We start from the raw sequence: 21,411 nt of genomic DNA, 5'->3' as shown, positions 1-21,411 counted from the left end.
TCTTCCTTGGATAAGGAAGAGCATCATATACTGTGAGATCTCTGCCTTATCTTCAAACAAGCATCAGCTTGCTTAAGGAATTAGCACCATTCTGTTCCTAGGAACAGCGGTTGCCGGGTTTCACAGGGCCAGTCCCTCCACCACTCTTAATAAGGTTACCTTTGATTCAATTTTCTTAATAAACACAATTATTCAATCTTTTTGAGAAAAAGTCAATGGTTTTTCCTATTTATTTTCCTACATAAACAAATCAGCGACGAGAACACCAGCTAATCCAACAAGTGATAGAACAGTCACCATCAATGTCCAAGTTTTAAAAGTTTGGGCCATCGACAGATTAAAGTATTCTTTGTAAATCCAGAAACCCGCATCATTCACGTGAGAGAATGTAATACTGCCGGCACCTGTTGCAATTACCATTAATTCTGGGCTGACTCCCGTCAAACCAATTAGCGGTGCAGAAATGCCAGCTGCTGTGAGACCCGCGACAGTCGCTGACCCTAAAGAGACACGAAGGACAGCTGCAATCAGCCAAGTGAGGAGCAGAGGAGACAGTGTGCTTCCTTGCATAATCCCTGCAATGTATTGATCAACGCCGCTGTCAATGAGCACCTGTTTAAAGGCGCCGCCGCCTGCAATGATCAATAGAATCATCGCAATGGAGCCAATTGAATCCGTAATCGACTTCATGACGTCCTGCATGCTCTTTCCTCTGCCAAGACCAAATGTGTAGATGGCAAGCAGCACAGAGATTAATAGGGCAATCGCCGGCTCACCTAAAAACTCAGCCGCCGGTAGCAGCGGGGAGGACGGGAAGAAAATTTCTAAACATGCTCTGAATGTCATGAGCAATACAGGTAAAATAGCGGTGAAAATACTAATGCCGAAGCTTGGCATTTCCTCTTCTGTAAATTCCTTTGGATTAAACAAGTCCTTTGGAATGTGTGCATGCAGTTGATCTTTCTTAAATAGTTTCGTAAACAAAAGTCCGCCTACTAAAACAGCAGGAATGGCTAAAATAATTCCAACCAATAAGGTTTGTCCCATGTTGGCTTGAAATACATTGGCAATGGCTGTCGGCCCTGGGTGAGGAGGGAGGAAGCCATGTGTTGTAATGAGTGCAGCGACGAGCGGCATTCCCACATACAACACAGGAAGTCTTGCGGCTTGAGCAATGGTAAAGACTAATGGAATAAGAATAATGAATCCGGTTTCATAAAAAAGAGCAATTCCGATAACAAATCCAGTCAGCATCGTCGCCCATTGGATTTTCCCGATACCAAAGCGGTCGATGAGTGTCATGGCAATACGCTGAGCACCGCCAGAATCAGCCATCAATTTACCAAGCATTGCTCCAAAGCCAAGAACCAACGCCAGATGGCCGAGTGTACTTCCAAGCCCTTTTTCGACTGAAGCAATCGCTTCAAGTGGTGACATGCCTTCTAAAACGGCAACGATTAAAGAGACAATAATCAACGAAATGAAAGCGTTTAACTTAAAGACAACCATGAGTAAAAGTAATAACAAAACGCCAAGTCCGATAAAAACTAACGACATGATCTTTCCTCCTTTGTGCTGCATAAGGGAGCGTGAACGCCCCCTCTGCTTTATCCTTCAAGTATGTCTACTGCTTCTTTTAACGTATCCTTTGAGCCAACATTTCCCGGGAAAATCACATAAGACATAAATGGGAATTTGCTTTCTTCGCCTGTTTGCCAAACGGGAATACCTGGTCTGATTTGACCTGCGACGGTCGCACGTTTGACGCTGAGTCCTCTTGTTCCAATATCGCTTGAGGTGATTCCACCTTTGGCAATGAGGTACTTAGGGCGAATGGAGAGGCGCTGAACAATGCTTGTCACAGCATCACTAATCTGAACAGACAGTTTCAATTCTTCCTCTTGACGATCGTCCCCAAGATCAAGCCGTTCTCTCCTTGTATAAACAGCAACCGATTGCCCGGTTGTTAAAAGCCGTTCAGTTTGTTGAATCACGCGGTCAATTTCCTCTTGAAATGCTTCAGGTTCTAACACGAGGTGTGTATCAAATTCAATAAATGCAATGTCTTTATTTTGCTGCAGCGCTCGCAATTGTTCGGTTGTTTTTTTGACATGGGAGCCGACCATGATGAGGCCACCGTGCGTGCTTTCTTCCTGTATTAAGTCTTGTCTAGTTAATAGTGCTTGATCCTCAACACCGCCAAGCACTTTTGTGAGAGCTGCCGCACTTCTAAATAGAAAGTGCTGACCTGCTTTGATGGCATCTATGAGGCCAATGACAAAGACTTTGACATCGTCATAGTCCACTGCATTTACAACCACTTTTTGAAAATCCTTCACGGTCATCAGCTGATCCTTGATTTGTTCAATACGTAAAGCCCGGATATCTTCTAAAGAAATATAAGTAGTGTTTTCCTTAGTGAACGATCCGTTTGATTTCTCTTCGATCCATTCTCCGAGGTGAGAAGATTGAAATCCGAATGTACGATCCAATGCAAATTCTGTGTCACCAGCGGGAATTAATTCGTGACCTTCCTGTACGTAGTGAATATTGCCAATCGTAAAGCGGCCGCCTTCTTTAAAAAAGGGAAGAAGGATTTCGCCGTCAAATTGGCGGGAGCTTTGCTGTTCAATGGTCGTTCTGAGAATGTCAGTCTCTAGCGGGAAGTGTCCACGCAGGGTGGAGTCCCCACGGCTGACAATGATGAAATCTTGATCAAGCCGTTCAGCCGTTTTTACAATCGTTGATGCGATCGTTTCATGAAGAACCGTCGTTTCTTTCTCTGTCATACTGCGAGAGTTGGTTAAGATAAAGAACATACGGCTGTCTTCAAGAAAACCAGCTTCAATGCTTTTCTCTGACCAATCGGTGAAAACAGAGACGCCGTGTACGGTTTGAATGCCTGTTGGGTCATCGTCTAATACAATCACTTTATGGTGGAAATGGTTTAGTGCTTGTTCGTATGCTGATTGAATGCGGTCTGAATCCGCTTTCGGAATGGCATTTAGTAACTCAATGCTTTGTTTCATAGAACCTCATCCTTTCTTTACTTCAACATGAGCCATTTTTTCGTAATATTGAACGATTCCGCCGTGATCAAGTCCAGACTTTCCGTCCGCTTTGAGGGCGTGGAAGATTTCTAGCAGCTGACTAGAAAGCGGGAGAGGAACGCCGATATCGTGGGCAGTTTCCATGACATTGGTTAAATCCTTTAAGTTGATGTCAATACGTCCGCCAGGCTCAAAGTTTCGTTCTAAAATGAGAGGAACCTTCGCATCGAGTACAGCACTTCCTGCCAGTCCACCTCGGATGGCTTCATACATTTTATCAATCGCAATGCCAGACTTAGCGGCAAGGACGAGTGCTTCGGACATGGCAGCGATATTTAAGTTGACGATGATTTGATTCGCAAGCTTAGCGGTTGTCCCGCTTCCATTTGAACCAACTAATACGACATCTGTGCCCATGGCATAGAGGACATCCTTTACTTGTTCAAAGATCTTTTCTTCTCCGCCCGCCATAATCGCAAGTGTCCCGTCTATCGCCTTTGGCTCTCCGCCACTGACAGGAGCATCGATAAATTCGACCTGATGCTGTTTTGCCAGTGCCGCTAATGCTCTAGAAGTAACAGGTGAAATAGAGCTCATATCTATAATAATCGTGCCAGGTTTTGCTGTAGCCAATATGCCTTGTTCACCTGCTACGACTGCTTCTACATGCTCACCTTTTGGAAGCATCGTGATTATGATATCGCTTTCAGATGCTGCCTCAGCAGCTGATGCAGCGGCATTTGCGCCCAATTCTTTTAATGCTAGAACAGCTTCTGTATGAATATCGAAAACAGTCACAGTATGACCGGCTTTTAATAGATTGAGTGCCATAGGTTTCCCCATAATGCCTAATCCAATGAATCCAATTTGCTTTGCCATTTTGTCCGCCTCCTATTTAGAAACCCCTTACAAAAAGCGCTTTCTTTTCTTTTTGTTAGTATATATACTATCGATTTAAATTAATAGTAGGAAATAAACTATTGTTCATTTAATGTACATGACGAAATAGGAATGTGTCAACGGAAAATATGAGAAAAGTCACAAAAAAAAGACCGGAAACAGCTCCGGTCTATGGTCGATTATGTTTTATTTTTAGCTACAGCTAATCGAGAACGTTTGACGTTGTCGATTGCATTTGATCCTAATTCTAAAACAGCTGTGACGTACAAAACATCAATAATCACAAGCTGATTAATACGAGAAATCATTGAGTCAGAACGATAGGTTGTTTCTCTCGATGAACTGAGCAGATGAAAGTCGGATTTCTTGGCGAGCTCTGATTTCGGATAGCTCGTAATCGAGGCGACCGTTGCACCTTTTTCCTTTGCAAATTGCACGGCATCAAGGATTTCTCTACTTTCCCCTGAATGTGAGATCGCGACGATAAAATCATGTTCCGTTGCATGTGTTGCAATCATATTCATCATATGAGGATCACTGCATAGACTCACTTCAAAGCCAAGCTGGAGAAACTTATGATAGGCATCTCCGGCAATAAAACTGGAGGCACCTGCTCCAAAGAAGACGGTTTTATGAGCCTGTTTCATTTGCTCAATAAATTGTGTCACAGCTTGGTCTTCTAAAATATGTTTCATATCCTGAATAGAGTTGGTTGTTAACTCTATGACCTTATGTTTAATATCTGCGACACTATCAGATGCTTCGATCTCACCGTATATGGATTGAGGTGTATTGGTCGCAATATCCTGCGCGACATGGACACGAAACACTTGATAGGACTCATAGCCGATTTTTCGCAGAAAACGAAAGATCGTCGTTTCACTTGTGTTGCATTCAGCAGCGAGTGCACTAATCGAATGAAGCACAACTTTCTGAGGGTTTTGTAAAATGTAATTGGCAATCTTTTTCTGGGTAGGGGACAAACTATGAAATGTTGTCCGGATATGACTAAAAATATTCTCTTCTATGATAAACACCACACTTCATCTAACATTCTATCTTAAGCATACAGGAACTTATGAAAACGGTAAACAAACCTCACATGAAAAATAAAGAATAATATGGAAGAAAACACTTCTTTTGGTTCTTTTGTCATGGTATACTCAATTGGTAATAGACAAAAATGGGGGTTTTTACTATGACAATGAAAAAAGGCCTAACGATCAGCCTGCTCATTTTTTCGCTGATTGTTTCGTTGTTTGCGCCAGTTGGATCTGCGGATGCCAAACAAGTGAAAAAAGCAAAAGTAAGTACACACTATTATAAAAAGAAAAAAACGTTTAAATATGCACAGGTGAAAAACCTTAGTAAAGCGCATATGAAAACCATCAATCGTGATTTAAAAGAAGATATTGCATTCTCTTATTCTACGTACTTGTTCTTAAAGGACGAAGCGAAAAAAGAAGGCATTGGGAAGATCACATACGAGAGATCGTTTAAAACGAAATTTAACAATGGGAAGAAACTAAGTATCCTAAACTATGATTACATGAATGACGGTAGCATGCACGGGGATACGATGGTTACGAGCATGAACTATGTGTTAACAAAGAAAAAAACAAAGCAACTGTACTTTACAGATGTGGTAAAAACAAAGAAAAAGCGTACAAAAGTAAGAGATTATATCTATAACTACACAAAGAAGCATAAAAGTAAATTCTATGCGAATCTGAAAAAAAGCGATATTCAAATCGGCTACGACACGCAGTACTACTTCACGAAAAAGGGAATCGCTGTTGTCTTCCAGCCATATGAAATTTCACCGTACTATGTAGGAATTCCTATGATTCAAGTACCTGCGAAGGTGTATAAATAAACAAGAGAAACGGCCATGAATTTGGTCGTTTTTTTATACATAAAAAGAGCCCCTGGTGAAGTGCACCCCAAATATTAGACACAGTCTAACATTTGGAGGTGCTTTTCTTTTGGCTAAATTTACAATTGAAGATAAAATCAAAGCTGTAAAACGATACCTCATTGACCGCGAACCCCTGCTTGGAATTGCAAAACAGATTGGCGTGCACAAAAGCATACTTCAATATTGGGTCAGAAAGTATCAATATCATGGCGAAAAAGCTTTTTCAAAGTCATATACAAATTATCCAGTCCAATATAAACTAGACGTACTTGATTATATGAATGAACATGGGACGTCTATCTTGGAAACAGCTGCACTCTTTAACCTGCCTTCTGATACCACGCTTTGGAACTGGAAGCGCATCTTGGAAACACAAGGAGTAGACGCCCTTCAATCTAAGAAAAAGGGGCGTCCGTCTATGAAAAGGAAAACTGGAAAACAAGAAATAACGAAAGGATCAATGGAAGCGTTACAGGCAGAAGTAGAACATTTGCGCATGGAAAATGAGTATTTAAAAAAGTTGAATGCCTTAGTTCAAAACAAGGAACAATCACCAAACAAGACAAAGCGCAAGTAGTCTATGATTTAAGGCATCAATATCCGGTGAAATCACTTCTTAAGCTCGCATGTATTCCACGCAGTACCTACTATTACTTGATCAAGCATTTAGATCGTCCTGATCAGGATGTCGAACTGAAAAAGATGATTCAAACTATTTATCAGGAACATCAAGGACGTTATGGATATCGCCGGATTCGTGATGAACTAATTAATCGGGGACAAAAGGTGAATCACAAAAAAGTCCAGCGCATCATGAAAGTTCTAGGGCTAAAATGCATGGTCCGAGTGAAGAAATATCGTTCATACAGAGGCACAGTGAACAAAATAGCGCCTAATATTTTGGCTCGTCATTTTCAAGCTGATAGGCCAAATGAGAAATGGGTCACAGATATAACGGAGTTCAAGTTATTTGGTCAGAAGCTCTATCTTTCGCCCATATTAGATCTATTTAATGGTGAAATCATTACCTATACAGTCGGTTCAAGACCTGTTTATTCACTCGTCTCAACGATGCTTCATCAGGCGTTCAACCGTTTAGATGAAGATGAGAAACCAATGATACATTCTGATCAAGGATGGCATTACCAAATGAAGCAATATAGACACGACTTAAAAAAGCGTGGGATTACACAGAGTATGTCCCGAAAAGGTAACTGTTACGATAACGCAGTTATCGAGAACTTTTTTGGTATCTTAAAGTCTGAATTTCTATACCTAAAAAAATTTGAGAACATCGAACACTTCAAGCAAGAACTTGAACAATATATTGATTACTACAATCACACACGTATAAAGACAAAACTAAAAGGCATGAGTCCGATACAATATCGAACTCATGCCTCGAAAGCTGTCTCATAAAAAAACGCGTCTAAATTTAGGGGGTCACTTCATGGTGACGAGGCTCTTCTTTTTACATTTATACTTGTTTGGGTGCATCGTTTAGTGGGTGACAGCGTTTGCCGTTGTAGTGGCGGCGCATACGAAAGATTTCAAACTCCGAAAGCTCTGCGCTTTTTCGTTTTTGGGTGCGGTTATCTTTTTTGAAAGAGAATAGTAAGTAGCAGCAAAGTGAAGCGATAATCAATAAAATCATCATATGACATTCCTCCAATTCATCCTATTCTTTAAGTGTAGACAGGGTGAGTGATGTTTATAACTGAAAATAGTTAGCAAATAGCGTTTAGTTCTAAAGGTTTATTCTCGCTTCTTTTTTAGGTCTAAAATACTGGTTGTTTTTAACTATTATATTTCCAGTTATTTCACTCGTCAAGAAGAATTTTTCTGGGGTTGTCTCTATTAGTACGATTAAGTGTCATGAAAGTTTCAGAAAATTGTAAACTTTTATTAAAAAACCGTTCCCGAACAGGAACGGTTGTAAACATGTTTATGCTTTTTCTTCAAATAAACGTGCAATTTCCACGATCACTTCTGACGCTTTCAGCATGTTCTCTACAGAGATGAATTCATATTTACCGTGGAAGTTTTCCCCGCCAGTAAAGATGTTTGGCGTTGGAAGTCCTTTATATGAAAGCTGTGAGCCATCTGTACCGCCGCGGATTGGTTCAATGACAGGTGTCACTGAGCGGTTTTCCATGGCTTCATGAGCGATGTCTACGATATGTTTGACTGGCTCAATTTTTTCTCTCATATTGTAATATTGATCCTGAATGCTAAGGGTGATGCTGTTTTCGCCGTAGACCGCTTTTAAGTCGTTTGCGATTTTTTCAAACAGTGCTTTGCGCTTGTTGAATTTCTCTTTATCAAAATCACGAATAATATATTGCAGCTCTGCTTCTTCTACTTCTCCTACAAACCTTGTGAGGTGGAAAAAGCCTTCGTATCCTTCTGTGTATTCTGGAGATTCATCTGAAGGAAGTTTGTTGTGAAAGAGCATGCCGATCTTTGCAGCACTGACCATTTTGTCTTTTGCTGTCCCTGGATGGACGTTGTTTCCTTTAATTGATACTTTTGCACCTGCGGCGTTGAAGCTCTCATATTGAAGCTCTCCTAGCGGGCCGCCGTCAATCGTATAAGCATAAGAAGCGCCAAAGGCATCAACATCGAATTTGTGAGGTCCTCTGCCGATCTCTTCATCTGGTGTGAAGGCGACACGAATTTTTCCATGCTTGATTTCTGGATGCTCAATCAGGTAATGCATGGCGGTCATAATTTCTGCGATACCTGCTTTGTTATCTGCACCAAGCAGGGTCGTGCCATCAGTCGTGATGAGCGTATGTCCTTGGTATTTTTGTAAATTTGGAAACTGTGCTGGAGATAATACGATATGTAGATCTTCGTTTAACGTGATGTCCCCGCCTTGATAGTTCTCATGAATCTGCGGTTTCACGTTCTTGCCAGTGAAGTCAGTGGCTGTGTCGATATGAGCTAGGAAGCCAATGGTTGTCACTTCTTTGTCTGTGTTAGATGGGATCGTGCCCATGACATAACCGTTTTCATCCATTGTCACTTCTTGAATGCCGATGGATTTCATCTCTTCAACAAGCTGCCTTGCTAGGTTCAGCTGTCCTTCAGTGGATGGGCAGCTCTCTATGTCTGCATCAGACTGTGTATCCACTTTTACATAACTTGTGAATCGCTGGATCATTTCCTCTTTCATCAATACGTCACTCCTTTTGTAGAATATGTTCATTTTATCATGTCTTGAATGCGCTTCATAACAAGAAAGGCTTTCTCTGACAATTAGAGAGGAAAAAGACCTACTTTTATTTTGCGATGTGCTGAATGGTTCTTTAGGGTGATTTTTTTGGGTGTCTTTTTATTTATAATGAGGACATATAAAATCATCCATTTGTACGTTAATTTGGGAGGAAGGGGTGCGAAAGTTGGATTCTAGTCAAACACTTGCACTCGCTCAAAAGTTCCAGGAAGCTGCTGATGGCATTCGGCAGTCGAAGCAGCTGCTTGAGAATCGGCTGAAGGCAGTTGGATCAGGCTGGCAAGGGGAAGCAAGAGATAAATTTGATCAAAGCTTTGAGGAAACAGTGACACGCTATGATCAATTTGAAAAGGACTTACTTGAAACAAGTCAGGAACTGCGGGATGCTGCTGTCAAAATCGAGGAATGTAAAGCTGAAATCGCCAGAATGGAAGAGCTTGAGCGAAAAAGGCGAGAAGAACGGAGAGAAAGAAACCGAGAAGGGAGATGATGTGATGGCGCGTGACATTGAAGTAGATCCAGATCAGCTGACAGGGCTGGCGAATGATTTTGTAGGAGAGCTTTCGGCCATCGAAACAAAGCACCACGATTTACATAGTGAACTGGATGGCCTCATCCTAGGCTGTGATCCCCGTTATCGAAGCTGTTTTTCTGGAGTAGGAGATGCATGGGGTTCTGGACAAGCCTTAATGAGCAAATTGAGCAGTGACGACATTGCCATTCGTCATGCAACGGATAAAATGGTCGAAGCTGATGATATTTTAAGGAAAATGTACAGTCTGTATGATCAATATGGTACACTCACGAGCCTAGCTGGTATTGTGATGATGCAGGCAAAATACTATGGGCTTGGCATGACGACCTTTATTAAAGAAAATGGCCGCTATGCTGCGCAGCATTCAAAGCTCCTTCTTGATGTGACCGGACGGGTAGAAGGAACGAGATTTGACCGGTTGGCAAGGATTTGGCTGAGTAAAAAAGAATTATTAAAACGATCCAATTGGTCGATGGCTGACCTGGTCCATAAGAAATTTACGAAATTTTATCCTAGCGATACAGTTGCGTTCACGAACAGTGTACGTGATTTCACAAAAGGAAGTATCAATTGGAAGGACACAGCTGGCATCAAGTCTGTTCTGAAAAATGGCGCAAGGTTTGCGAAAGGAAATGCCATCATTGCAACGGTCGTCACGGGTGCAACAGAAACGGTTGGCTGCGGTCTGAAAATTGCGGAGAACTATGCGGAATTTGGGGATCAGCCAGAAGTTCTCAAGCGTGAAAATGCAAAGGCTGTTGGAAATGCAGTGAATAATACGGTCTTTATTGCAGGCGGATCTGTTGCAGGTGCCGTTGTGGGCGGCGCTCTTGGAAGCTTTGCAGGACCGATTGGAACAGTGGTTGGCGGTGCGATAGGATCAGCAGTAGGTGGCTTTATTGGTGAAAAAGTCGCCAAGCTTACTTCTGGTTTTGCAGAACAGGTCGCAGTGAAATTAAAAGACCCAATTCATGCGGTTGTCGATAAAGGAAAAAAAGCATTTGAACTGGCAGGTCAAGGTGTTAAAGCAGTCAATGACACCATTGATCAAGCAAATCAGGTGATACATAAAGGAATAGAAAAAACAAAAGAAACCGCAGATTCGCTGTTGAAAGGTGCAGGTGATTTCTTGAAGGGCGCATTTTCTTTTGGATAAGGAGAGATCAAGTTGGATCAGCTAAGTCTAAGTATCGAGGAACTCATCTTTAGTTTTTACAGTGAAGGCTATTTTGAGCAAGGGATGTCTTTAAAGGAAGCCTATTATCCAGATGTAGAGGATGAACGTCTTGGATTTTTATTTGAAATTGCATGTCGCTCTTTGCTGGCAAAAGACGTGCTGGAATTTCGAAATAGACAATACCGTTATAAAGAAAAATACCGGCATTTCATTCAAGCCATGAACGATGCATCACATACTGTGAAAGCTTCAAGGTTTGGTGCATTAGATGAAGAGGTCAGTACGTCCTTTCATACGACTCAGGCAGGTGTGTATTCACACCATACGCTTTATGATCAACAAGTGCATCAGATTCACAAACTAAAAGACGATCAGCAGACTGTGGAGCAAGTGACAACCTTTTTGAACATACACATGAGTGAACACCTCACACCAGTTATCAATTTGCAGGCGGAAGAATTTGAACTGCTGTTAGAACAAGCCAGTCAAGGGAATGATGATTGGCCTTCTTTTCTAAATAAAGCAGAGAACCAAGAGCTTGTGCGGGCATTTGTTTCTGATGTAAGGGTCAGAAAAGGAAAAATGGATTCTTTGATGAAGGTCACTTATGATAAAAATAATACGCCGGATGTAGAGTCTATGATATTTGTTATTCCGGGGCAGAAGCATTCTTGGCTAGTGTCGGGCATGAAGGAAAATGAATTTCGGATAGAGACGGCTCATAGGGACGGATTACGTTCTATATTCTAATGGAGAAAAGGAGAATGGCGCTTGAATCCAAGTGAAGTAATAGAAGTGAGGAGCAGACCCTTTCTAAGAGTATGGGCATTCTTAGCAACGGGCGGATTTGGCATCATCGGTATTTGGTTATTTTCAGAAGCTCTTACATTTGAATCGAATTATACGTTGTTTTTATTTTTAGGCGGATTATTAGGCATTGTCTATGGGTGGATCTCTTTTTTGATGATTCTTCCGGCTTTTACGAAGAGGGGAAATGTGATTTTTCGCATTCAGCGAGGAGAGAATGGCGCTGTTTTATACCGGCAACAAACAATCCCTTTTCAAGACATACAATCTATTGATATGCGCAGGCATCGTTACAGTATCAGGGGATTTCTGTTCATGGATGTGCTTATTCGGAAAATTGATGGGAAATTGATCAAGATTCCGGCGTACAGTATTTTAGATGAAGAAGTATTTGAGCAAACGGTGAAACAAAACATTTATCCATATTTACATGAGACCGCCCAAGAGAATTGGAAACAGCAGCATGGTCATGGTGAAAAGCAGAATCAATAGATGTTTTCGCCATCATTCCATGAGGTGAGACGCCACTTTTTTTAAGAAATCGTGTAAGATGTCAGTAAAGACTGAACAATCAAGAGGTGATGAGAGATGGACAAAGAAATGGTAATTGACCTCGTCACAGAACAAATGGCACGAATTCGAAAAGAAAAAGACTATACACAGGACCGCATGGCTGAGGTGCTTGGGCTATCCAAACGGCATTTGCAGCAGGTAGAAAAGAATCGTCTTCGCCTCAACTGGACGCAATCTGCGGCCGTATGTGCATTATTCAGGGATAGTGACATTTTAAAAGGGACACTTGGGGATGATCCGCTTGAGATTTTGGAAGTCGTCGCCCACGATGAATTGCATTTATCTGTTGAACGTACGATTGGCGGAAAGGTTTGGTGGCGGACGTCTGTGAAAAAAGGTACGTTTCGTCTTCAGCAGAATGTACTAAGCCAGCATTACCGCATCTTAGATGATGAGAATTATCGCTATTATAGTTCCTTTAATAAAGAAGAAGCGAAGCAGCGGTTAGAGGAATTAAGTGAGCTGTCGTAAGCAGAAAAAGAGAGGTCCCTCTATGACAGGGACCTCTCTTTTTTGTGTTGTTTATACTTTCAGAGTGTTTTTCGCCCGAATAAAGGCAACAAGCTGTTTAATTTCTTCATCTGTTAGTGGAACGCCGTCTACATGGATGGTTCCTTCTTTTGCTTCCGTCAGCTCAATTTTGATATCAGAGATTTTGCGTTGTATCTCTGGCTCGTCCGTTCTACCAAGTAAAAAATCAATGGACGTATCATACAAATCAGCCAGCAGTTTCACTGCTTCAAGCGAAGGTCGTCGGTACCCAGATTCGTAACCGGCATAGGTGCTTTTGGCGATACCTAGGCGATCTGCCGTATGCTGGAGAGACCATTTTTTCTTTTTTCTAAGGGTGGTTAAACGATCGAGTATCATACATGAACGCTCCTTTATATACAACAACAGTATATCATATTTTGACAAAGAGTGTACGCGTTATGCGTAATAATTTCTTGATTAATTCGCGTTATGTGACTATAATGGCAATGAAGGTACGCGTAAAGCGTATATTATAGAATAGCACAAGCTGGCTTATAATATGTGTGACAAACGAAGTAATTTTACTGAAAGAGGTGGACCTGTTGAAGAAATTATTGCTTTTAACCACTGGTGGGACGATTGCATCTGTAGAAAGTGAAAATGGTTTAGCTCCAGGTGTTAAAGCTGAGGACCTTTTAAGCTATTTAAACGAAATTAATGCAGACTACACAATGGACACAAAGTCCCTAATGAGTATAGATAGTACCAATATGCAGCCTGAATACTGGGTTGATATCGCAACAGCCATTTATGAAAATTATGATCAATATGACGGATTTGTCGTCACGCATGGTACGGACACAATGGCCTATACATCAGCAGCACTATCGTATATGTTGCAAAATCCTGATAAGCCAATTGTCATTACAGGATCACAAATCCCAATTACGTTTAAGAAAACAGATGCGAAGAAAAACATTACAGATGCGATTCGTTTTGCATGTGACGGTGTTGGCGGCGTATACGTCGTGTTTGATGGCAGAGTCATTCAAGGAACTCGCGCAATCAAACTAAGAACGAAAAGCTACGATGCATTTGAAAGTATTAACTACCCATATATTGCATCGATTGAAAATCATCAAATTGAATACAATAGCAAAGTAAAAAGATCATCAATGAAACCGCTTAAATTAGATGCATCCTTGAACACAGATGTTTGTTTACTAAAACTGCATCCTGGACTGAAGCCTGAGTTTTTAGATTCAATCAAAGGGTTGTACAAAGGAGTCGTCATTGAAAGCTACGGCAGCGGCGGAATTCCTTTCGAAGGAAGAAACCTTTTAGAAAAAATCAACGAATTGCTGGAAGAAGGCATTTCTGTTGTGATCACCACTCAGTGTCTCGAAGAAGGAGAAGACATGAGTGTGTATGAAGTAGGACGTAAAATCAATCAAGAACTGGTTGCTCGTTCAAGAAACATGAACACAGAAGCTATCGTGCCAAAGCTCATGTGGGCATTAGGTAAAACAACAGATCCACGAGAAGTGAAAAAGATTATGGAAACGCCAATCGCAGAAGATTTAGTGATTTAACTATTCTATAGAAAGCAGGTCATACGAGATGGTTCAAGCAACTTATCGTTACGAGAAGGATTTTCTAGGTGAAAAAGAAATTCCCGCAGACGTGTATTATGGTGTTCAAACGCTTCGTGCAAAAGAGAATTTCCCGATTACAGGATATCGCATGCATGAAGAACTCATTCGAGCATTTGCCATTGTCAAAAAAGCAGCAGCTCAAGCCAACATGGAAGTCGGACGTTTATATGAAGGAATTGGAAATGCGATCGTTCAAGCTTCAGATGAAGTCATTGAAGGCAAATTCCATGAATATTTCATCGTAGACCCGATTCAAGGCGGCGCAGGAACGTCTATGAATATGAATGCCAATGAGGTCATTGGAAACAGAGCCCTCGAGATCATGGGACATCAAAAGGGCGAATACATTCATTTAAGTCCAAACACACATGTGAACATGTCACAATCGACAAATGATTCGTTCCCAACGGCGATCCATATTGCAGTGCTCAAGCAGTTAGACATTTTACTTGAGACGATGCAGGCCATGCATGACGTATTTCAAAAGAAAGCAAAAGAATTCGATCATGTCATCAAAATGGGGCGTACTCATTTACAAGACGCTGTTCCGATCCGTTTAGGACAAGAGTTTGAAGCATACAGCCGTGTGCTCAGCCGTGATATTAAACGAATCAACCAATCAAAACAGCATTTATATGAAGTAAATATGGGTGCGACCGCTGTTGGGACAGGCCTCAATGCAGATCCTCGCTACATTGAAATCGTCGTGAAGAAGCTTGCTGATATTTCTGGACTGCCATTAGTAGGCGCAGAGCACCTCGTAGATGCGACGCAAAATACAGATGCATACACAGAAGTATCTGCTGCCTTAAAAGTATGTATGATGAACATGTCTAAAATTGCGAATGACCTTCGCTTAATGGCATCTGGCCCACGTGCAGGTCTTGCTGAGATTGCATTGCCAGCTCGTCAGCCGGGATCATCCATTATGCCTGGGAAAGTCAATCCAGTCATGGCAGAGCTCATTAACCAAATCGCATTCCAGGTCATTGGGAACGACCACACCATCTGTCTTGCTTCTGAAGCAGGCCAGCTTGAGTTAAATGTGATGGAGCCTGTTCTGGTCTTTAACTTGCTTCAATCTATTAGTATAATGAATAACGGATTCCGCTCATTCACAGACCACTGTTTAGCGGACATCGAAGCAAATGAAAAACGTTTGAAAGAATATGTCGAAAAAAGTGCAGGTGTCATTACTGCGGTAAACCCTCACTTAGGCTATGAAGCCGCGGCTAGAATCGCAAGGGAAGCCATTTTAACAGGACAATCGATCAGAGATCTTTGCCTGCAAAATGATGTGTTAACAGAAGAAGAACTTGATATTATTTTGAATCCTTACGAGATGACAAAGCCTGGTATTGCGGGTGCAGAGCTCCTAGAGCGATAATAATATCAAAAATTTTATTTTATTAATATGTGGAATTGCCTGTGAAATAGAGAAAAAACAGGCAATTCACTTTCTTTCGAATTGACACACTTTTTTCACAATATTTTGAAAACGCTTAACGCACGCACAAAGGGAGGAAACAAAATGAAAACACCACGTCTACCGTCTATTTTAGAAGTCGTGTCTGTACTTGGCTTATTTTTAGCAATTGTTTTATCATTCACTCTTTACTTCAAACTAGATATTCAGCTAGCATTGTTCATCTCATGGTTTATGGTTATTGCTTTAGGGATTCGTTTAGGGCATTCATACAAAGATCTTCAAAATGCGATTACAAAAGGGATATCGAATGGTTTAGAGGCTGTTTTAATCTTAATTGCAGTAGGTGCACTTGTTGGTACATGGATTGCCGGCGGTGTTGTACCCACGTTAATTTATTACGGACTGGAATTTATTCATCCTAATATCTTCTTATTAGCTACACTTGTCATCTGTGCGATTATGTCCGTTGCAACAGGAACCTCTTGGGGTACAGTTGGAACAGCAGGTATTGCGATGATCGCAATTGGTGAAGGATTGGGTATCCCATTACCGATCGTAGCTGGGGCTGTTTTATCTGGTGCTTATTTTGGTGATAAATTATCTCCTTTATCTGATAGTACTGTGCTCGCTTCCTCTCTTTCAAAAGTGGACGTGCTGGCGCATGTAAGAGCCATGATGGTCTTATCCATACCAGCCTTTGTGATTACAGCGATTATGTTTACGGTTACAGGTTTTATGTATGGCGGACGCAACATTGATCAAGGTAAAGTAGAATTTTTGAAAAATGCCCTTCAAGATACATTCACAATCAACATTTGGATGATCATCCCAGCAGTAGTGGTTGTATTACTGCTCGTATTTAAGAAACCTTCAATGCCTGTTATCGCTATTGGTGCCCTTCTTGGTGCAGTCTGGGCAATGGCATTCCAAGGAATGAACCCGGCAGATGCGCTTGGAACAGCTTATAATGGCTTTTCTATTAATTCAGATGTAGATTTCTTAAATACGCTGTTAAATCGTGGCGGTATTGTGAATATGCTTGGATCGCTAGTGGTCATTATTCTCGGACTTGGTTTTGGTGGCGTACTTGAATATCTCGGCGTCTTAAAAGTAATTGTCGCTACTTTCGAGAAGAAATTATATAATGCAGGAAATGTAACCCTATCTACACTTGTTGTTGCATTCTTCGCAAATATCTTCGGCTGTGCCATGTACGTTTCATTAATTCTTACACCGAAAATTATGGAAAAAAGCTATGATAAATTGAAAATAGACAGACGCGTTCTATCTAGAAACGCTGAAGTCGGTGGAACAATGACGTCTGGTATGGTTCCGTGGTCAGATAACGGAATTTACATGGCAGGGATTCTAGGCGTCTCGACATTCTCTTATTTACCATTTATGTGGTTGAGCTTTGTTGCCATTGGTCTTGCCATTATCTACGGATATACAGGGAAATTCATTTGGTACGTGAAAAATCAACAAGACTCAGAAGAATCGGCATCATAAGCCGCTGCAAAAGCCGCCCCTCCCCCGGGCGGCTTTTGTTTGTCCTAGGACCGTAAGACTATGTGTGTTTCCAGAAGGGTGGTTGTGTATTTTGACCCCCTATAAAAGAGGGCTTAAGGTGTGGTATGAAGCAGATTGAAAGCATATTTATACCATAAAAAGGGCACAAATCCCTATTCAAACATGAGTCTTTGAACCTTATAATAACAATATTGGAAAAAGTGCGATTCACCATTACGCTCGTTTAGAGGGACTCTAAGCAGCGTTTTTATTTTTGACAGGAGGAGGAACCCATATGAGCTTATCGGATATGCTGTCTGCCCTTAACGGTGGCATTTCAAATAAAAAGGCAGAGATCGAAGAGAAAATTGCTCGACTCAAAAAGGCAAAAAGTAAGATTGAACGTGAACAAGATGCGGCAGAAACAGATCTAAAACAAATCAAGCAGCCAAAGCTTGGGGCCTCTTGGAAAGGTGAGCGGAGCCAAGATTTCAAATCAGAGCGAAATGAAGCGCATGATGCGCTGCAAACGATCGTAAGCGATAAATACCCACGCTACGTGAGCCGAATCGAATTCAAAATCAGTACACTAGAAGCAGAGCAGGCTGCCTTATCCTTTGCCAGCTCTTTAGCTGGAGATGCCGCACGTTTGGCTGAAAAAGGAGAAGACGCAGTAGAAGACGCAAAACGCTTGATCTCAAAAGCATGGAGCAGCTTGTAAGCGAGCTTCATGCTGAACAAACCTGGAGGATATCATAATGGGACAAATTAAGTTAAACTACCAAACAGTGATGGATAAACTAGATGAAGTCTCCCAAGCAGTTGAAGCTTTAACAATGAAAAAAGCAGCAGATAAAGCTGGTGAAAACAGCCTTGAATTTGTAACCAAATGGACGGCACGTGAAGCAGAGGTGGGCGAAATGGTCTCAAGCTTTAAAGAAGCCTTGATCAAAAACGTTCAGGATACACGCTCAAATGTGAAGACGCTAAAAGAACAGGATGAGGCGATTGCGGCAAAATCATAAGCCCTAATCGTTTTATTGATAGCGTAGCTGAATACGATGTAAAATATAGTCGTAAAGACTCATATATAATTCAGGATTTATGACCTTAGATTATTCCGTTTTTCTTCCAAACACCATGTTAAAAGGACACCTTTTCCCTATTTAAGACTAAGGCTTTTCACCTTATACTATACTTAATGAAAGCGAACGATAGAAATGTCAGGACTGGAAAAAGCAGATGATCTGCTCGGTTTCAAAAACGCTGACGCCGTGCTTTCTTATGAGGTCTAATAGAGGTGGATGACATGAGTTTATCCGAGATGCTGCACCATCTGCATATGGGGATTGAAAACAAACGTGCAGAATTTGACGAAATGATCTCTCGGTTAAAGACAGCCAAAAGTAATATTCGAACAGAACAAGATCTTGCGCAGTCTGACATAAAGGAAATCAAGAAGCCTGCTCTAGATTCGTCATGGAAAGGTGAGAGAGGAACGGACTTTCACCGTCTTCGGAAAGAAGCCTATCACGTGCTACACGACATTGTGAACAATGAGTATGAAACCTATATGACGGAGATAGACCAAAAAATTATGCATTTTGAGTTGAAAAAAATGGAACTCGCTGTCGCCAGTAATTTTGCAGGAAGAGCCCAAGATGTGATGGAAAAGGGCGAGGATTTTGCAAAGGATGTCAAACATTTAATTGAACGGGGCTGGAAAGCTCTTTAATAAAATAAACGAAACAGCCGGCTGAACAAGCGGCTGTTTTTTTTGGTTTAGTCACATCCACCGCTACCACCAGAATCACCACCGCAGGAGGCATCAGAAGCGTGATGTGTATACGAATCAGTATAGTTACTGGTTGTTGAACTGTGATGTGCAGAATGCTTAGAAGATGAACGCTTATCTTTTGGTGTAAACATGTGGGCGGTAATGGCGCCTAAAGAAGCTAGTATGATGATGATAACAAACATGATGTATCCCTCCTCTTGTTTCATATTCATACGTTTGAGCCATAACAAAGTTCCCGGTCGGAAAGAAAAACTGGGCAAAGAGTTCTATTTTCGTTTATGATGATAGGCAAAAGTAATTGACCAAGGGAGGGGAGTCTATGTTATCTCTACGTCAGGAGGAGCTGTTGAGGCGGTTAATGCAGGCAGAGCAGGAGCTGACAGGTGAAGAAATTGCACGCCTGATAGGCGTCACATCACGAACAGTTCGAACAGATATGAAAGCGCTTAAATCAATATTAGAAGCACATGGGGCAACACTTCATATGAAACGTGGAGCAGGGTATACATTGACTGTCGAAGATTATGGAGCATTTCGTACTTTTTTGAAAAACTCAATGAGAGAAAGAAATGAAAAAAAGAATCAAGTTATTCCAAATCAGCCGGAGGATCGTATCTCTTATTTATTGAGAAGGCTTTTATTGTCCGAAGACTATATGAAATTAGATGAATTGGCCGAGGAATTATTTGTGAGTGAATCTACTGTGAAAAATGACCTGAAAGCAGTCAAGCATATTTTCTCTTTACATGGTCTCTCTGTTGCACATCGACCTAAATATGGACTGAGGCTGACTGGAGATGAAATGAAATTAAGGTATTGTCTAGCTGAGCATGTGTTTCAGCAGGAGCATCCGAACCCTGCCCTTTTACCTGAAGAAACATATCAATTGATTCAAGATATGGTGCGTTCACGTACAAAGGCAAGCGGCCTTCATGTCTCAGAGATTGGTTTAAGCAACTTAGTGACACATATCGCCATTGCGTGCAAACGAATTGAAGAGAAAAAATTGGTCATGATGCCTGAAGGAGAACTCAAAGACATTCAAACACAGCCTGCTTTTCAAGTGGCAAGACAAATGGCAGAAGATATGCGTCACGTGCTCGGTATAGACTTTCCAATATCAGAAATGGCTTATATAGCAATTCATTTAATGGGGGCAAAAATGATGGCGTATGGAGAAACGGGCCACACGCTATTTCACATGCTTGATGAAGAGCATTTCCGTTTAACTCACCAATTACTTGGTTATGTCGAAGAGCACATGTCACTTGATATTCAGACAGACAAGGAATTGATTGTGGGACTAAGTCTTCACCTGAGATCAGCGATTCATCGGTTCCGATATGATATGAACATCCGTAACCCCTATTTATCAGACATAAAAAGGCATTATCCGATTGCCTTTGAAGCAGGTGTCTATATGGGAAGATGGCTGAAGGAAAAAGAGAATGTAGAGATTCATGAAGATGAAATCGGATATTTGGCGCTGCATATTGGTGCTGCCATAGAGCGGACAAAAACTCAGACTGTGAGAAAAAAATGCTTGATTGTGTGCGCAACGGGTGTCGCGAGCAGTCAGCTTCTTCTCCATAAGCTGAAGGCCGCCTTTAGCGAAAGGCTAGAGATTGCTGGAACTGCAAGTGTCAGTGACCTTTTGTCGTATGACTTGAGAAGTATCGATTTGATCATTAGTACCATCCCTCTTCAGAACACACTACCTGTGCCAGTGATTGATGTACATACGATCCTCAGTGAAGACGATATGTTGAGGCTAAAACGATTTGTGCAGGGGTCACAAGAAATGGGGGTCTTGCGATATATCAGTCCGAAGATGACTTTTTTTCAGCAAGATCTACAAACAAGGGAAGAGGTTCTTCAATTTTTCGTGAATGTATTGCAGGAACAAAATCGAATCCCGGATGATTTTGAACAGCTATTGCTGGAAAGAGAGGAAGTGTCACCTACGTCGTTCGGTCATTTGGTCGCGATCCCTCACCCAATCAAACCGGCAACAGATGATACGTTTTGTGCGATCTGTACGTTGAGAAAACCAGTGCTGTGGGGCGAAGAGCGGGTACAAGTCGTCTGTTTGTTAAGTATACAGAAGACGTATCAGAAAGAATTGCAGTCACTTTATCAATTTCTTGTGCGTTTGACAGAGCAGAAGGAAGTGGTGGAGCAAATCATCAAAGCTGCTTCATTTGAAGAACTGACGGCGGCGCTGCACGTGTTGGAACAGCCAGATGAAAAAAAAGGACACCCATTTCCGCATCTGTGAGGAAAAAGATTAGATGTTAATGAAAGCGCTTTTAAAATAACATCAAAAAGGAGGATGATCACGAGTTTTT

General features: G+C 41.5%; 22 protein-coding genes and 1 riboswitch. Of the genes, 14 read left to right on the top strand and 8 right to left on the bottom strand.

Annotated elements, in window-relative coordinates; genetic code table 11:
- Window positions 1-43 precede the first annotated feature (43 nt).
- Window positions 44-156, bottom strand: a riboswitch (SAM riboswitch).
- 81 nt (window positions 157-237) lie between these two features.
- The 4 genes from M2353_RS18625 to M2353_RS18610 all read right to left on the bottom strand — a co-directional run bounded on the left by M2353_RS18625 (window position 238) and on the right by M2353_RS18610 (window position 4,987).
- Window positions 238-1,557: a gluconate:H+ symporter gene (locus M2353_RS18625; protein ID WP_008345676.1), complete on the bottom strand. Its 1,320-nt coding sequence runs from the start codon at window positions 1,555-1,557 to the stop codon at window positions 238-240.
- A 50-nt stretch (window positions 1,558-1,607) separates the two neighbouring features.
- Window positions 1,608-3,029, bottom strand: a complete 1,422-nt coding sequence (locus M2353_RS18620) for a four-carbon acid sugar kinase family protein (protein WP_284725876.1) — start codon at window positions 3,027-3,029, stop codon at window positions 1,608-1,610.
- A gap of 6 nt (window positions 3,030-3,035) precedes the next feature.
- Complete coding sequence (garR, locus tag M2353_RS18615; protein WP_284725875.1) at window positions 3,036-3,929, bottom strand: 2-hydroxy-3-oxopropionate reductase; 894 nt, start codon at window positions 3,927-3,929, stop codon at window positions 3,036-3,038.
- Between the two features lie 200 nt (window positions 3,930-4,129).
- Window positions 4,130-4,987 (bottom strand): MurR/RpiR family transcriptional regulator, encoded by an 858-nt coding sequence (locus M2353_RS18610; protein WP_024719230.1) that lies wholly within the window; start codon window positions 4,985-4,987, stop codon window positions 4,130-4,132.
- Between the two features lie 161 nt (window positions 4,988-5,148).
- On the opposite strand from M2353_RS18610, the gene M2353_RS18605 reads away from it, so the two are divergent.
- Complete coding sequence (locus tag M2353_RS18605) at window positions 5,149-5,826, top strand: DUF3298 and DUF4163 domain-containing protein (RefSeq protein ID WP_045033745.1); 678 nt, start codon at window positions 5,149-5,151, stop codon at window positions 5,824-5,826.
- Between the two features lie 109 nt (window positions 5,827-5,935).
- Window positions 5,936-7,287 (top strand): IS3 family transposase gene (locus M2353_RS18600; protein ID WP_284725414.1). Its coding sequence is split into 2 segments (ribosomal slippage): window positions 5,936-6,380 and window positions 6,380-7,287, totalling 1,353 coding nucleotides; the frame shifts between segments, so codons are not numbered across the junction.
- Between the two features lie 58 nt (window positions 7,288-7,345).
- Here the strand turns inward: M2353_RS18600 and M2353_RS18595 are convergent.
- Together M2353_RS18595 and pepT are read right to left on the bottom strand one after the other, a co-directional pair.
- Entirely contained in the window at window positions 7,346-7,525 is a 180-nt protein-coding gene (locus M2353_RS18595; RefSeq protein ID WP_284725874.1) for a hypothetical protein, read from the bottom strand.
- A 288-nt stretch (window positions 7,526-7,813) separates the two neighbouring features.
- Window positions 7,814-9,046 carry a peptidase T gene (gene pepT, locus M2353_RS18590; RefSeq protein WP_178929733.1) on the bottom strand — a complete coding sequence of 411 codons (1,233 nt, stop codon included), beginning with the start codon at window positions 9,044-9,046 and terminating at the stop codon, window positions 7,814-7,816.
- Between the two features lie 226 nt (window positions 9,047-9,272).
- On the opposite strand from pepT, the gene M2353_RS18585 reads away from it, so the two are divergent.
- The 5 genes from M2353_RS18585 to M2353_RS18565 all read left to right on the top strand — a co-directional run bounded on the left by M2353_RS18585 (window position 9,273) and on the right by M2353_RS18565 (window position 12,669).
- A complete protein-coding gene (locus tag M2353_RS18585) occupies window positions 9,273-9,596 on the top strand; it encodes a WXG100 family type VII secretion target (protein ID WP_284726018.1) in 324 nt (107 codons plus the stop codon).
- A 4-nt stretch (window positions 9,597-9,600) separates the two neighbouring features.
- On the top strand, window positions 9,601-10,797 hold the full coding sequence (locus M2353_RS18580; RefSeq protein ID WP_284725873.1) for a DUF6861 domain-containing protein: 1,197 nt from the start codon (window positions 9,601-9,603) through the stop codon (window positions 10,795-10,797).
- 12 nt (window positions 10,798-10,809) lie between these two features.
- Complete coding sequence (locus tag M2353_RS18575) at window positions 10,810-11,568, top strand: hypothetical protein (RefSeq protein WP_039165050.1); 759 nt, start codon at window positions 10,810-10,812, stop codon at window positions 11,566-11,568.
- Window positions 11,569-11,589: 21 nt separating this feature from the next.
- On the top strand, window positions 11,590-12,117 hold the full coding sequence (locus M2353_RS18570) for a YfjD family protein (protein ID WP_024719538.1): 528 nt from the start codon (window positions 11,590-11,592) through the stop codon (window positions 12,115-12,117).
- 96 nt (window positions 12,118-12,213) lie between these two features.
- Entirely contained in the window at window positions 12,214-12,669 is a 456-nt protein-coding gene (locus M2353_RS18565) for a helix-turn-helix domain-containing protein (protein ID WP_284725872.1), read from the top strand.
- A gap of 51 nt (window positions 12,670-12,720) precedes the next feature.
- On the opposite strand, the gene M2353_RS18560 is transcribed toward M2353_RS18565, so the two are convergent.
- On the bottom strand, window positions 12,721-13,068 hold the full coding sequence (locus M2353_RS18560) for a helix-turn-helix domain-containing protein (RefSeq protein ID WP_017368336.1): 348 nt from the start codon (window positions 13,066-13,068) through the stop codon (window positions 12,721-12,723).
- Window positions 13,069-13,274: 206 nt separating this feature from the next.
- Between M2353_RS18560 and M2353_RS18555 the strand changes: the two genes are divergently transcribed.
- The 6 genes from M2353_RS18555 (at window position 13,275) to M2353_RS18530 (ending at window position 19,000) form a co-directional block, all read left to right on the top strand.
- On the top strand, window positions 13,275-14,264 hold the full coding sequence (locus tag M2353_RS18555) for an asparaginase (RefSeq protein ID WP_017358664.1): 990 nt from the start codon (window positions 13,275-13,277) through the stop codon (window positions 14,262-14,264).
- A 28-nt stretch (window positions 14,265-14,292) separates the two neighbouring features.
- The gene (gene aspA, locus M2353_RS18550) at window positions 14,293-15,714 is read left to right on the top strand and encodes an aspartate ammonia-lyase (RefSeq protein WP_017368335.1); all 1,422 of its coding nucleotides are present in this window, start codon (window positions 14,293-14,295) and stop codon (window positions 15,712-15,714) included.
- Between the two features lie 144 nt (window positions 15,715-15,858).
- Entirely contained in the window at window positions 15,859-17,265 is a 1,407-nt protein-coding gene (nhaC, locus tag M2353_RS18545; protein WP_041507995.1) for a Na+/H+ antiporter NhaC, read from the top strand.
- Window positions 17,266-17,560: 295 nt separating this feature from the next.
- On the top strand, window positions 17,561-17,986 hold the full coding sequence (locus M2353_RS18540) for a YwqH-like family protein (RefSeq protein WP_017358667.1): 426 nt from the start codon (window positions 17,561-17,563) through the stop codon (window positions 17,984-17,986).
- 37 nt (window positions 17,987-18,023) lie between these two features.
- Window positions 18,024-18,290: a YwqI/YxiC family protein gene (locus M2353_RS18535; protein ID WP_008345634.1), complete on the top strand. Its 267-nt coding sequence runs from the start codon at window positions 18,024-18,026 to the stop codon at window positions 18,288-18,290.
- Window positions 18,291-18,574: 284 nt separating this feature from the next.
- A complete protein-coding gene (locus tag M2353_RS18530; protein ID WP_058213450.1) occupies window positions 18,575-19,000 on the top strand; it encodes a YwqH-like family protein in 426 nt (141 codons plus the stop codon).
- Window positions 19,001-19,047: 47 nt separating this feature from the next.
- Here the strand turns inward: M2353_RS18530 and M2353_RS18525 are convergent, their stop codons facing one another.
- Window positions 19,048-19,245 (bottom strand): hypothetical protein, encoded by a 198-nt coding sequence (locus M2353_RS18525; RefSeq protein ID WP_017358669.1) that lies wholly within the window; start codon window positions 19,243-19,245, stop codon window positions 19,048-19,050.
- A gap of 137 nt (window positions 19,246-19,382) precedes the next feature.
- Here M2353_RS18525 and M2353_RS18520 point away from each other — a divergent pair, with 137 nt between their 5' ends.
- Window positions 19,383-21,341 carry a BglG family transcription antiterminator gene (locus M2353_RS18520; RefSeq protein WP_284725871.1) on the top strand — a complete coding sequence of 653 codons (1,959 nt, stop codon included), beginning with the start codon at window positions 19,383-19,385 and terminating at the stop codon, window positions 21,339-21,341.
- Window positions 21,342-21,411: the final 70 nt, after the last annotated feature.

Origin of the sequence: Bacillus aerius, assembly GCF_029894105.1 — a bacterium.
Lineage (GTDB): Bacteria > Bacillota > Bacilli > Bacillales > Bacillaceae > Bacillus > Bacillus altitudinis.
Note: the sequence above shows the minus strand (reverse complement) of the source record. Positions and strands in the feature narration are given on the sequence as shown.

Bases quoted from the DNA above. Each gene is read 5' to 3' on its own strand.
- M2353_RS18625 (WP_008345676.1), bottom strand. From the start codon at position 1,557: ATGTCGTTAGTTTTTATCGGACTTGGCGTTTTGTTATTACTTTTACTC.
- M2353_RS18620 (WP_284725876.1), bottom strand. From the start codon at position 3,029: ATGAAACAAAGCATTGAGTTACTAAATGCCATTCCGAAAGCGGATTCA.
- garR (WP_284725875.1), bottom strand. From the start codon at position 3,929: ATGGCAAAGCAAATTGGATTCATTGGATTAGGCATTATGGGGAAACCT.
- M2353_RS18605 (WP_045033745.1), top strand. From the start codon at position 5,149: ATGACAATGAAAAAAGGCCTAACGATCAGCCTGCTCATTTTTTCGCTG.
- M2353_RS18595 (WP_284725874.1), bottom strand. From the start codon at position 7,525: ATGATGATTTTATTGATTATCGCTTCACTTTGCTGCTACTTACTATTC.
- pepT (WP_178929733.1), bottom strand. From the start codon at position 9,046: ATGAAAGAGGAAATGATCCAGCGATTCACAAGTTATGTAAAAGTGGAT.
- M2353_RS18580 (WP_284725873.1), top strand. From the start codon at position 9,601: ATGGCGCGTGACATTGAAGTAGATCCAGATCAGCTGACAGGGCTGGCG.
- M2353_RS18565 (WP_284725872.1), top strand. From the start codon at position 12,214: ATGGACAAAGAAATGGTAATTGACCTCGTCACAGAACAAATGGCACGA.
- M2353_RS18560 (WP_017368336.1), bottom strand. From the start codon at position 13,068: ATGATACTCGATCGTTTAACCACCCTTAGAAAAAAGAAAAAATGGTCT.
- aspA (WP_017368335.1), top strand. From the start codon at position 14,293: ATGGTTCAAGCAACTTATCGTTACGAGAAGGATTTTCTAGGTGAAAAA.
- nhaC (WP_041507995.1), top strand. From the start codon at position 15,859: ATGAAAACACCACGTCTACCGTCTATTTTAGAAGTCGTGTCTGTACTT.
- M2353_RS18540 (WP_017358667.1), top strand. From the start codon at position 17,561: ATGAGCTTATCGGATATGCTGTCTGCCCTTAACGGTGGCATTTCAAAT.
- M2353_RS18535 (WP_008345634.1), top strand. From the start codon at position 18,024: ATGGGACAAATTAAGTTAAACTACCAAACAGTGATGGATAAACTAGAT.
- M2353_RS18530 (WP_058213450.1), top strand. From the start codon at position 18,575: ATGAGTTTATCCGAGATGCTGCACCATCTGCATATGGGGATTGAAAAC.
- M2353_RS18525 (WP_017358669.1), bottom strand. From the start codon at position 19,245: ATGTTTGTTATCATCATCATACTAGCTTCTTTAGGCGCCATTACCGCC.
- M2353_RS18520 (WP_284725871.1), top strand. From the start codon at position 19,383: ATGTTATCTCTACGTCAGGAGGAGCTGTTGAGGCGGTTAATGCAGGCA.